Annotated in this window: 11 protein-coding genes; 3 read left to right on the top strand and 8 right to left on the bottom strand. The window is 40.0% G+C overall.

The features are described 5' to 3' along the window. Window positions 1-23: 23 nt before the first annotated feature. Window positions 24-1,412: a carbohydrate porin gene (locus tag PR675_RS18475; protein WP_004922935.1), complete on the top strand. Its 1,389-nt coding sequence runs from the start codon at window positions 24-26 to the stop codon at window positions 1,410-1,412. Window positions 1,413-1,475: 63 nt separating this feature from the next. Here PR675_RS18475 and PR675_RS18480 read toward each other — a convergent pair whose 3' ends face one another. The 3 genes from PR675_RS18480 to cysJ are packed head-to-tail and all read right to left on the bottom strand — an operon-like array spanning window position 1,476 to window position 5,742. Continuing rightward, window positions 1,476-2,210 (bottom strand): phosphoadenylyl-sulfate reductase, encoded by a 735-nt coding sequence (locus PR675_RS18480; protein ID WP_272582856.1) that lies wholly within the window; start codon window positions 2,208-2,210, stop codon window positions 1,476-1,478. Then, entirely contained in the window at window positions 2,207-3,937 is a 1,731-nt protein-coding gene (cysI, locus tag PR675_RS18485; protein WP_040132394.1) for an assimilatory sulfite reductase (NADPH) hemoprotein subunit, read from the bottom strand. The genes PR675_RS18480 and cysI overlap by 4 nt, the downstream gene beginning before the upstream one ends. Further along, window positions 3,937-5,742, bottom strand: a complete 1,806-nt coding sequence (gene cysJ, locus PR675_RS18490) for an NADPH-dependent assimilatory sulfite reductase flavoprotein subunit (protein ID WP_036941486.1) — start codon at window positions 5,740-5,742, stop codon at window positions 3,937-3,939. Before cysJ ends, cysI begins: the two co-directional genes overlap by 1 nt. 237 nt (window positions 5,743-5,979) lie before the next feature. On the opposite strand from cysJ, the gene queD reads away from it, so the two are divergent. After that, entirely contained in the window at window positions 5,980-6,342 is a 363-nt protein-coding gene (gene queD / locus PR675_RS18495) for a 6-carboxytetrahydropterin synthase QueD (protein WP_004922942.1), read from the top strand. A gap of 34 nt (window positions 6,343-6,376) precedes the next feature. Here the strand turns inward: queD and queE are convergent, their stop codons facing one another. Further along, window positions 6,377-7,048: a 7-carboxy-7-deazaguanine synthase QueE gene (gene queE, locus PR675_RS18500; protein ID WP_014656642.1), complete on the bottom strand. Its 672-nt coding sequence runs from the start codon at window positions 7,046-7,048 to the stop codon at window positions 6,377-6,379. Window positions 7,049-7,204: 156 nt separating this feature from the next. On the opposite strand from queE, the gene PR675_RS18505 reads away from it, so the two are divergent. Then, on the top strand, window positions 7,205-8,575 hold the full coding sequence (locus PR675_RS18505) for an amino acid permease (RefSeq protein WP_004922947.1): 1,371 nt from the start codon (window positions 7,205-7,207) through the stop codon (window positions 8,573-8,575). Window positions 8,576-8,633: 58 nt separating this feature from the next. Here PR675_RS18505 and PR675_RS18510 read toward each other — a convergent pair whose 3' ends face one another. The 4 genes from PR675_RS18510 to PR675_RS18525 all read right to left on the bottom strand — a co-directional run bounded on the left by PR675_RS18510 (window position 8,634) and on the right by PR675_RS18525 (window position 12,606). Further along, window positions 8,634-9,827: a methionine gamma-lyase gene (locus PR675_RS18510; RefSeq protein ID WP_004922949.1), complete on the bottom strand. Its 1,194-nt coding sequence runs from the start codon at window positions 9,825-9,827 to the stop codon at window positions 8,634-8,636. A 17-nt stretch (window positions 9,828-9,844) separates the two neighbouring features. Then, entirely contained in the window at window positions 9,845-10,237 is a 393-nt protein-coding gene (locus PR675_RS18515) for a hypothetical protein (protein WP_060560579.1), read from the bottom strand. A gap of 13 nt (window positions 10,238-10,250) precedes the next feature. After that, window positions 10,251-11,438 (bottom strand): NAD(P)/FAD-dependent oxidoreductase, encoded by a 1,188-nt coding sequence (locus PR675_RS18520; protein WP_004916265.1) that lies wholly within the window; start codon window positions 11,436-11,438, stop codon window positions 10,251-10,253. A gap of 379 nt (window positions 11,439-11,817) precedes the next feature. After that, on the bottom strand, window positions 11,818-12,606 hold the full coding sequence (locus tag PR675_RS18525; RefSeq protein ID WP_171831120.1) for an endonuclease/exonuclease/phosphatase family protein: 789 nt from the start codon (window positions 12,604-12,606) through the stop codon (window positions 11,818-11,820). Window positions 12,607-12,893: the final 287 nt, after the last annotated feature.

The raw sequence follows: 12,893 nt of genomic DNA on the forward strand, positions 1-12,893 counted from the left end.
CAGATATAAACAAGGAATAAAGAATGAAAACTAAACTATTAGCTACTGCTGTTAGCTTAGGATTAGCTATGCCTGTTATAACCGAAGCTAATACAAGTTCTCTATCAATAGAGCAACGTTTAGCGCTTTTAGAGCAAAGAACACTTGCTGCTGAAAAAAGAGCAGAACTTGCTGAACAAAAAGCAGCTAATTTAGAAAAAGCATTACAAAATCGTCAAGTTATTAATCAGCCAATCAATAATACAACAGCTACGACAAATCATACTGAAGCCCCACATTTAATCGAAACCAATAGCCAATATGGCAAGCTTAAACTTTACGGTGATGTCGAATTTAATACTGATATTGCTAGTAAAAAAGGGCAACTGACCTCAGTAAATACTCAGGCAGGAAAAGATAAAGATTTTGGTGATTATGATAAATGGGGAATTAATGGCCGTATTCTAATTGGACTTGATGGTGAGCGTTCTTTAAAGAATAACAACTATGCAGGCTTTTCCGTTCAACCACTCGCTAATATTAATGGACAAATTGGTTTAGATGATGCCAAATTCTACTTTGGTAAAAAAGAGAGTTGGCAAATAAAATTAGGCCGCTATGAAGCCTACGATATGTTCCCATTAAATCAAGATACCTTTATTGAGTATTCAGGTAATACCGCGAATGATACCTATAGTGATGGCTTTGGCTATATCTATATGATGAAAGAAGGCCGAGGAAGAAGCAATAGTGGCGGCAGCATGATGTTTAATACTAAATACGATAATTGGTATTTTGAAACAAATCTATTAATCGAAGATGGCACCAGTATCTTTACCGATGGCGAATACCATGGGCGAAAACAAATCAATAAGAAAAATGTTATCTATGTTCGACCTGTGATCGCTTGGAATAAAGACAACTTTAAAGTAGCCGCCGCCATTGAAAGTAATGTTATTAAAAATGCTTATGGTTATGAAGATAAAAATACAGGTGAGTTTAAAAACCAATCTAAGCGTAATGGATATGGTTTAACTCTAGGTTGGAATAGCTTAAAAGATGATCCAACAAATGGTATCGACGTAAACTGGAGTACGGCTTATTTAGATGCTAGCAATGAAACAGATTTTACTACTGGTGCCAATATTTTATGGCGCCGCTTGCAGCTGGGTTATATTTACGCTCATAATGATATCAAGTCCTACGCATTAAATTATGATAGTGACATCGATAATGAAGTTATTTTTGGTCCAGGAAAATATGATATTCACACTTTATATACTTCATATGAGTTACCAAACATACTTGATATGGATAATTTTAAAATTTATATCGGCGCTTACTACTCTGTAATTGATGGAAAAGATATCGAAGTGAAAAATAGCGATAAAGATCGTTATGGCTCCAGAGTCAGATTTAAATACTTATTCTAAAAATTGAATTAAACATTGAGTGGCTGATTTATCAGGTCAGCCACTCAAGCTATTTGCAGTAACTTACCCTTCATGAAGCCCACATTCGCGTTTAAGACCGAAAAAGCGGGTCTCTTCTTCACTCATACCAGGCTCCCATTTACGAGTGGTATGTGTATCACCAACAGATAAATACCCTTGCTCCCAAAGAGGGTGATAAGGCAAATCATATTTGGTCAGATATTCATGTACTTGGCGATTATTCCAATCAACCACTGGTAATATTTTAAATACCCCTTTACCGATACTCAGTACGGGCAGCGTGGCACGACTCTTCGATTGCTCTCTACGCAGCCCCGAGAACCAACTTTGCGCTTTTAACTCCCGCAAAGCTCGATTCATCGGTTCAACCTTATTAATTTGATTGTATAGATCTATCCCCTCAGTTCCTTGTTCCCATAATTTGCCATAAATAGCTTCCTGCCACGCTGGAGATAATGGGGAGCGATAAACTTGCAAATTCAAATGGAGTTCATCTTTTAACTCTTCAATGAAGATGTAAGTCTCAGGAAAAAGATACCCAGTATCCGTTAAAATAACAGGAATATCGGGCATCACTTGTGTCACCATATGTAGCATGAGCGCCGCTTGTATGCTAAAACTGGATGACAATACAAATTTAGCGGGCAAATTATCTAATGCCCACTCGATTCGCTCAATAGCACTCAATTTTTCCAATTGCACATTCAATGCTGATAAATATTCAGCTTGTTGCACTTTATCTAATTTAAGTACTTCGGCAAGTTTGAGTTGACTCATACCGCCTCCTTCACTTCATAAAAATCGATAGCTGAATTCAGTACTGGTTTCACTACATTAGCGCGAATTAAGTAGTCGCCAAAACCTTCCTGATCTTCCCGCTCTTTTGCCCAACGACCAATCAAATTGTCTAAGATAGTTAAAATTTCCGCCGAACTAATATTCTCTCGATACATGCGCGGAATTCGAGTACCGATACGATTACCACCTAAATGTAAGTTATATCGGTCAATCGCTTTACCTACCAATCCAACTTCCGCCAGCATGGCTCGACCACAGCCATTTGGGCATCCTGTCACACGTAATACAATATGCTCGTTACCGATGCCGTGTGACGACATGATTTTTTCTACTTCACTGACAAATTCAGGTAAGAAGCGCTCTGCTTCCGCCATTGCTAATGGGCAGGTAGGGAAAGAAACACAAGCCATTGAGTTCTCACGCTGCAATGTCACCTCATCACTGATCAAGCCATGTTCACGTGCAATCGCTTCAATACGCTCTTTTTCCGATTCAGGCACTCCCGCAACTATCAGGTTTTGATTCGCCGTTAAGCGAAAGTCTCCCTGATGAATTTTAGCTATTTCTGCAACACCTGTTTTTAGTGGTTTATTAGGCAAATCGATTAAACGACCATTTTCAATAAATAACGTGAGATGCCAACGATCGTCTATCCCTTTTAACCAACCAATTTGATCACCACGTTGAGTAAACGCATAATGCCGAACTGGCTCGAAGGTCACCCCAGAGCGTCTTTCAACTTCTTGTTTAAATGTTTCAACACCAACACGTTCCAGCGTGTATTTTGTTTTAGCATTTTTACGTTCTGTCCGATTCCCCCAATCACGTTGAGTTGTCACGATAGCTTCTGCAATCGCCAGCGTATCTTTCAAATAAATAAACCCAAACTCACTGGCTAATCGAGGGTAAGTCGCCGTGTCACCGTGAGTCATCGCAAGACCACCGCCCACTAACACGTTAAAGCCAATTAACTCCCCATCTTGAGCAATCGCTACAAAGTTCATGTCATTGGCGTGTAAATCGACATCATTTAATGGCGGTATCACTACCGATGTTTTGAATTTACGAGGCAAATAGGTTTTCCCTAATATTGGCTCTTCATCCGTTGTTGCCACCTTTTCTTTATCAAGCCAAATTTCTGCATAAGCATTTGTACGTGGCAGTAAATGCTCCGATATTTTTTTCGCCCATTCATAAGCTTGTTGATGTAGCTCAGATTGAACGGGGTTAGAGGTACAAAGCACATTACGGTTCACATCGTTTGCCGTCGCTAATGCGTCAAGCCCCACATGATGTAACATTTGGTGTGCAGGCTTCACATCACCCTTTAAAATACCGTGGAACTGGAAGGTTTGTCGGTTAGTGATACGCACGCTGCCATACAGCGTATGTTCTGATGCGAATCTATCGATATCTAACCACTGTTTAGGCGTAATGATGCCTCCGGGCAACCGGCAACGAAGCATCATCGCATGGCGGGGTTCTAATTTTTGTTCAGCGCGCTCCGCTCGGATATCACGATCATCTTGTTGATACATCCCATGGAAACGAATTAGTAGGAAATTATCCCCTTCAAATCCGCCACTTAATCCATTTTTGAGATCTTCTTTGATAGTTCCACGTAGATAATTACTCTCGTTTTTCATCCGTTCACTATCAGCCAGTTTGCCTTCTACGACCAAAGGCCCGTATTTTTTATCACTCATTAGTAGACATCCCTCTGATAACGGCGCTCCACGCGCAGCTCACTTAAAAATTCATCTGCCGATTCGCTATCCATGTTTCCGTATTGACTGATAATCTCCAGCAACGCCTGCTCCACATCCCGAGCCATGTGATTCGCATCACCGCAGACATAGATATGTGCCCCTTCTTCAATCCAGTGCCAAACTTCCTCACCTTGTTCACGCAACTTATCTTGCACATACACTTTTTGTGCTTGATCTCGGGACCAGGCCAATGAAATATTGGTCAACAAACCTTCTTTGACATAGCGTTGCCATTCCACTTGGTAGAGAAAATCTTCAACAAAATGTGGATTACCAAAAAACAACCAGTTCTTACCGGTCGCTTCCTCATTATCGCGTTGCTGCATAAATGCACGGAACGGTGCGATGCCAGTACCGGGGCCTATCATGATGACAGGTTTTGTACTGTCGGCTGGAAGACGGAAATTATCATTGTGTTCAATAAAAATACGCAGTTCATCACCTTCTTTTAGGCGATCAGCCAAAAAGCCAGAAGCACCACCTGTACGAGCACGACCATCAATGTCATAACGTACAACGCCGACAGTAATATGCACCTCATCTTCTGTTTCCGCCTGTGAAGATGCGATTGAATACAACCGTGGGGTCAATGGTCGAAGAAGCTCAACAAACTCTTGAGCGGTAGGCTGAGCGGCAGCTTGTCTCACCATATCAACAATGGGAGTATTTTGTGCATAGTGCAAAAGTGCCTGCTTATCACTTATTAACCCCAATAAAGTCTCGTCTTTTGACAAGTTGGCATATTTTTCAACAATAAGAGGGGTATTTTGTGTCAACTCTAAATGGTGAGTCAGTGCATCACGTAGTGTGTATGATTGTTCAGCCACTTGAACCTTTTCATCACCGGTTAACCATAATAAACTGACAAGCTCCTCAACAAGAGCAGGATCATTATCAAACCACACCCCAAGCGCATCACCAGGCTGATAGCGTAACCCTGAATCCCCCAAATCAATCTCAATATGGCGAACATCTTTTAGTGATCCACGCCCTGTGATCTTCTGATTGACCGATAAAGATGCGGTAAGTGGCGACGTCTTAGTGTAAGGTGATGAATGAATTTCATCTACGCTCCCTACCTGAGCCGCAACAAGTTGATGAGTACTTTGCGTTGGCACTCGCGCTTTAAGTAATTGGCTCAGTTCCTCAATCCATGCATCTGCAATTGCTTGATACTCTACATCGGCATCGATACGTGCAAGTAATGGCTTGGCGCCTAATTGAGCCAGCTGCGTATCAAAATCTTTACCAGCTTGACAGAATTTCTCATAGGAAGAGTCGCCTAATGCGAAAACAGCGTATGCCGTTTCATTCAGGCTTGGAGCCTTTTTGGAGTGCAAGTATTTATATAATGCAACCGCCTCCTCAGCAGGCTCGCCTTCTCCTTGTGTTGATGCAACTATCACCAATATTTTTTCTTGCGCGATCTGCTTAAATTTATAATCTCCTGCATTCACTAAATTCACATTGAGCTTTTCGCTGAGCAACTTTTCTCTAAGTTGTTCAGATAAACGGCGCGCGTTGCCAGTTTGTGAAGCAGAAATGATTGTAATCGTTTCGTCCTGTGGCACGGGAGCACTCACAGGTGTGCTAGTCACTGTATTTTGGTTTACCATTCCCCACAAATATCCAGACAACCAAGCTAATTGGTGAGATGAAAAATCATCCACGGCTGTCTGTAAGCGTGCAAGTTGCTCCATAGATATTGGCAATGCCGAAATTGGAGACTGTTTTTTTGTCATTATCTTATAACCCCAGAGTTGCTCATCATAAATTACTACCCCGATAGTTTGTCAGGTTATAACACCCTTTCGTAACGGGATAAGAAACGATCGCCATAACTAATAGCTAAAAAGCCTAATGAAAATAGTTAGTGAATCATACTCATAAAAATGGTTAGTGATAATTCGACAAAATAAGATGCTCGGAGTACAAATTACAGTAGAATACGCTGCATTTCGATTTATAAGGAGTTAGTTATGAGAACAAGCATCTATAAAGATTTTCATTTTGAAGCGGCACACAAACTTCCCTATGTACCTGAAGGTCATAAATGCGGTCGCCTCCATGGCCATTCTTTCATGGTAAGATTAGAGCTGACAGGCGAAGTCGAGGAAAAAAGTGGATGGCTTATCGATTTTAGTGATGTCAAAAAAGCATTTAAGCCAATTTTAGATCAACTCGACCATTATTACTTAAATGATATTGAAGGCCTCGAAAATCCAACCAGCGAGGTGCTGGCAAGCTGGATTTGGCATAAAACCAAACCCCTCTTACCATTACTCAGTGCCGTGACAGTGAAAGAAACCTGTAATGCTGGTTGTATTTACCGCGGCGAATAGACACTTTCTGGTATGCCGTGTTCAACGCGGCACATCAGGCGATATTAAGATATTTATGGGTTTGAATAGAAAGACGCCAATTTCGCGCAATACACGTATCGATACATAACTTGGTTGCTAAGCTTTTTTGGCTAATAGGCTGTAATGCAACAACTGGCGCATGTTTTTCGGTTCGTTTTGCCAACAATTTATCCAACTCTTCAATGTCTTTTTCACGCGCAACAGGGTGCTTGATTTCATTTGCTCGGTTTATTGATTCCGTAAGCACCTGTAATCCCCCTTTCATCCCCACTTTTGGTGATACCGTTACCCATGTTTTATCTGAGCATTGAATAGGATAAGTGCCACTCGTTTCAATTTGGCACTGATAGCCTTGATTTTCTAACTCACACGTTAAAGGAAGCAGATCGTAAATACACGGCTCTCCCCCTGTGATAACAATATGTTTAGCTGTATACCCTTGTTTTTTCATGAGGTTGATTAATTCATGACTATCCGCCAGCGCCCATGTATCTGTATCAACGGTTTTTAGTGCAATATCACCAAGTGTTGTTGCTTTGCTCTCTTCTTTCTCCCAAGTATGTTTGGTGTCGCACCAACTGCAACCCACTGGGCAGCCTTGCAAGCGAATAAAAACAGCAGGAACACCGGTGAACACACCTTCACCTTGTAATGTTTGAAAAATTTCATTGATTGGGTAATTCATCGCACTCTCTGGCATTGTCATCTTAATACGTATTATATCGCAGATATCTATCCGCGGTTAACCCACTTTATGGTAATGTAAACAGCTTGGATTTGATAAAGCACATCTGATTAAAAAAACCGAAACGATATTCGGTAATTAAAGACAGGACAAAAAATGCAAAGTAGTAAAAAAAATCAACTCAGAAAGGGACTGAGTGTCAGGCACATTCGCTTTATGGCCTTAGGGTCAGCGATTGGTACAGGCCTCTTTTATGGCTCCGCTTCAGCCATACAAGCAGCCGGCCCCGCAGTACTCATCGCTTATATGATAGGGGGCGCTGCCGTTTTTATGGTTATGCGTGCTTTAGGTGAAATGGCGGTTCATAACCCAGTTCCAGGGTCATTTTCTCACTATGCCAGCCACTATATGGGGCCATTAGCAGGCTTTCTAACCGGATGGAACTATGTTTTCGAAATGCTGGTTGTCTGCCTTGCAGATATCACCGCCTTCGGGATGTATATGGGCTTTTGGTTCCCTCATGTTGATCAATGGGTATGGGTACTCAGCATCGTTTTATTTATCGGTGCGCTGAATTTATGTCACGTTAAAATATTTGGTGAGCTTGAATTCTGGTTATCGATAGTCAAAGTGACCGCGATTATTGCCATGATTATCGGTGGTGCCTTCTTAATGTTCTACGGTTTTGGTAAAGAGACAGACCACGCTGTCGGCTTGCAAAACCTATGGGAACATGGTGGTTTTATGCCGCATGGCATTACTGGCGTTATTGCCTCTCTCGCCATTGTTATGTTTGCATTTGGTGGGATTGAAGTGATTGGTATCACCGCAAGCGAAGCTCAAAACCCAGAGAAAACCATCCCTAAAGCAATTAATGCCGTGCCTATTAGGATCTTGCTATTCTATGGTTTAACACTCTTTATCTTAATGTGTATCTATCCATGGAACCAAATTGGGCAAAACGGTAGCCCATTCGTGCAAATTTTTTCTAGTCTGAATATTTCTTCTGCCGCAAACATTCTAAACATCGTTGTTATCACTGCCGCCATTTCGGCCATTAACAGTGATATTTTTGGTGCTGGTCGAATGATGTACGGCATGGCTCAAGATAAACAAGCACCTAGCGCTTTCACTAAGTTGACACGCAATGGTGTGCCATGGGTAACCGTCTTGGTGATGTCAGCCGTTATGCTGCTTGGCGTATACTTAAATTACCTTTTACCTGAGCGAATTTTCGTGATTATTGCTTCAATTGCAACATTTGCCACTGTTTGGGTATGGTTAATGATCTTGCTTTCGCAGGTTGCTATGCGCCGTAAAATGAGCCAAGAAGAGGTTAAACAGCTCAAGTTCCCTGTACCATTTTGGCCGGTCGGCCCTATGGTGACGATTGCCTTTATGGTATTTGTTATCGCATTACTTGGGTTCTTTGAAAACACACGAGTGGCTTTAATCGTCGGTTGTGTTTGGGTTGTGATACTTACTGTTGCCTACTTTATAATGCGCAATTACCAAAAAAATAATTAAAATAATCCTATCTGCAAAACACAACATAACGCCCCATCATTGATGGGGCGTTTTATCATTAACTTTCTAATTCAAGAGCCTGCTCAAGGTCGGCAATCAAATCATTTACATCCTCTAGTCCAATCGATAATCTCAGTAATCCATCACTTATCCCATAATATTGTCGTTCTTCTGGTGTATAAGTTGAATGTGTCATACTTGCAGGGTGTTGTGCTAAGGATTCACAATCCCCCAAGCTCACTGCTCGTGAAAATAGCGTTAAACGATTTAAAAAGCGTTTACCTGATTCCATACCGCCTTTAATTTCACAGGCAATCATGCCGCCAGGTAATTTCATTTGTTTTTTGGCTAGCTCATATTGTTTAAAGCTCGGCAAGCCTGGATAAATGACAAATGCAATTTTAGGATGAGAAGAGAGATATTGTGCTATCTGTTGAGCGCTCTTCACAATACGCTCCATACGAACAGAGAGCGTTTTCATTCCTCGCATAATCAAACTCGCATCATGAGGTGATAAACACGCTCCCGTCATATCTTTTAACCCAACTAGCCGGATCTGCTTCGCTATTTCCTTTGTTGTTATGGCTGCGCCTGCAATAACATCACCATGACCACTCATATACTTGGTTAATGAATGGATCACAATATCAACGCCTAATGTGATTGGCTTTTGTAGATAAGGAGTACAATAGGTGTTATCAACAACGACAATAATATTATGCTCCTTAGCAATATTCGTTACCGCTTGTATATCCACCAAGCGCATATCAGGATTAGCTGGGGATTCAAAAAAAATCATTTTCGTCTTTTTGCTGATCGCTTGAGCTACATTTTTAGGGTCACTCATATCAATGTGGCGTACCTGAATACCGAATCGCTCGAGTCCATTATGAAAAAAGGAATAAGTACACCCATAAACCGTCATATCAACTAATAGCTCATCACCTGGGTTCATTAAAGACCAAAAAGTCGATGTAATGGCTCCCATTCCTGACGAAAATACAATCGCTGCTTCACCTTCTTCTAAATCAGCGAGCCTTTTTTCTAACAAATCTAGCGTAGGATTATTAATTCTTGTGTAAATATACCCTTCTTTCTCACCACTGAAACAGGCGGCTCCCTCTTCCGCACTGCTAAATGAATAAGTTGAGGTTTGATATATAGGCGGAACCAACGCCCCTTTGTTTTCACGCTGATCATAAAAACTGTGTATTATTCGAGTATCAAAAGCATTCCTCTGATTTAAGCTCATACCACTCTCCTAAAAAATTACTTCTCATTGGATTGAGGTATCCTAGAACCCATAATCTGCAACGTTCTTAATAGGATACTAACCCCCCGTAAAGTATTTGGATCTTTTAACAAGCTATAAACTGAACGAAAATTATGCGTTTTATCATCATATATCGCCTCCATCTTAGCCATGTTATATGCCGTTCCTAGCTCCCAAACTGGCGTTAACGTGTCTTCGAATGAATTGGATAATTTTTCAACCGTACCTAAATCAAGAATATCAACAAGGTCAGAAACTAAAGAAAGTAGATCAACGATATTATCTAAGCGTTTTAAATGCAGCAGTGGTGATATTTTCTCGGCGAAATGATCTACAGACTCTGAATTAAGTAGCTCAATAAGTTTGGAGTGCGTATTTTCATTTGACATGATAATTACCCTCTTACACTAAACCACGGATAGCAGCCCAATAAAGACCTCTATTGAAACTATTTCTGAGTAGTCCTCCCACCTTAGTTGCAGGTATTGGGATAACATCATGTTTATAGTCATACTGTAATGGCATACCTGCATTTAATCCCATTTGAGCAACGGCTTGTACACGCCCATCATAAATAGCCGCAGGATAACCATAAGTTAATTCACCAAAAATATTATCAGCAATAATCCCAGCTTGGTTATGACAGCTCCCTCCTGCTTTACTGATAGGCAAATCAACGGTATCACCGATTACATACACTCCATCTGTGCCGTAGACTTGCATGGTCTCATGATCTGTTGGGAGCCAGCCTTCACCATTATTGTGCTCACTTAAGCCTGTATTAATCACAGCTTCAACAGCTGTAATTGGCGGAGTGCTAATTAAAATATCAAAAGGCTGCTCATCACCTTCTTGTGAATAAGCGACTTTCTTGTCTGGATCTACTTTACTTAATGTAAAACCTCGTTGGGCTTTAATATTTTTTATATTAAAAATCTCAGGGATAGCTTCACAAACAGGTTGTTGAAGGAAAAGGCAATTACGTAATAATTGAGAGACTGTCGGGTAGGTGTATACAATTTCAATATTGTCTCTTACGCGACGTTTACGTAAAAATTCATCTAACATCAATGTCGTTTCCATTGGTGCGATACCACATTGATGAGGAACATTTGGCGTTTCAGGAAATGATACGGTGATAAAGATCCTACCTTTTTCAATTTTTGATAATTGATCTGCTAACTTTCTTGCTGGCTCATAAGAATAGAAGTGGTTACCTATTTCTTTTAACCCTTCTATTCTATCTGGCCTAGGAACACATCCTGTCGCGATAACTAAGTAATCATAATTTAAAGTCTTACCACTATTTGACTTTAGTTCTTTATTTTTAAAGTCAAAGGACTCAATTTTATCAATCACTAAATTAATTTCGGGCCGTAATAACGATCGTTCATGGCGACTTAACTCCTCTTTAAAGAATAAGTTAAATGCAACATACATAAAAGCTGGTTTATAATAATGAGTAGGGTTATCAGTCACTAATGTTATTTTTATTTTTTTAGAAAAAATATCCTTATTAAGTTTCCTTGCAAGGATATTCGCTAACATTGTACCACCTGTACCACCACCGACTATGACGATATGCTTCATACTTTAACCCACCTATTATTTAAGTTGTGTTAAATCGTTATCATATAGATATATAAATATAGTTTAATTTAATTAATTCGCCATACATTTAATTAATAATTAATATTCATCCACCAAATAAAACTAATTACATTCAGTGAATTATCATTAAATAAAAATAAGCAAGATTATAGTTATCTTTATTTTTAATTACCGAATGAAAATAATAACATTCATTTTAAGACTAACTTATTTATACAGTCTAATAATAAATATTTGTTTTTAGCCAAATAAACATTATCTGCAACTGACATATCGATAATGTTTATCGTAAGAGCAGAATAACTATAAATGGCTTTTTAAGTATGAAATTACTAATAGGTAGGTACTCAAATAATTTTTATACTAAGTCAAACTGAGTAATAATTGGGTTATGATCTGATGCATCTGTGTTTGTGACATAACAATCTTTCACTTTTAAGCCTCTATAAAAGAGATAATCTAAAGGCCGTCCAAACGCTTTAGTGCGCTGATCAGTATCATAGTTAACCTCTTTAAGCCCCACGCTTCTAACAAAGCGTTTTAAGGCGTTAACCCTTTGGCGGCTCCACGCATTAAAATCTCCAGCCAAAAGTACAGGGCCAACGTGTTTCGATATATGCTCACCTAATTTACTTAATTGCCTTGTATAAACATCAACACCAAAACTAAAGTTTATGGCATGCACATTTGCAACCATCAAATGCTCCCCATTAGGCAAGGGATAAACTGTTATCAGTGCCGATTTTGCTAAACGCAATAACGGCTCTTTTTCGCGTAGCGGGCAACAGTAGATAGGATGAGCAGTTGCTAATGTCATTACGCCAGCAGGATGCTGAGAAAAAGGCAACGCGGGCACTTGATCTGCTATCAATTTGTGGGAGGCTGCGAATGAAATAAGCTCAGGCGACATTTGAGCTTCTTGAAGTAGAATCAGTTTTTTATCTTTAACTAACTCATTAAGGACCTTTTTCCAGTTAGGTCGCTGTTGCTTATAAATATTCCATGTCACAACATCTAAGGTTTCTCCCGCCGCAAATAGGGGAAGCCCCACGGGTAATGATTCTCCTAACATATGTACAGGCATTGGCTGAATACGTTTAGCGGGTTGACCTGCAATATATCTGACAGAATAGGTTCTTTTCGCCACGTTTCTGATCCCTACAAAATTAGAAGTTAAAAGCATTTTAGCAATTTTATAAACCATATGGCTTGTAGTATATCAAACCTACCCTGTTATATCTTATGTAGTTAAGGCTAAACCCCACTGATAATTATCTGTTCATTAACCATTTCTGAATTATTCATAGCATTTTGCAAGCATCAAACACATGGTTTGCGCTAAGCAAGTTCATAATCTATTGAAGAAATGTAGTATGCAGGAAGAGGTTAAAGCACAGATAAAAAAAGCCCCGTGAGTTATCTCACGGGGCTTGA

The organism is Providencia sp. PROV261 (genome assembly GCF_028477945.1).
Lineage (GTDB): Bacteria > Pseudomonadota > Gammaproteobacteria > Enterobacterales > Enterobacteriaceae > Providencia > Providencia stuartii.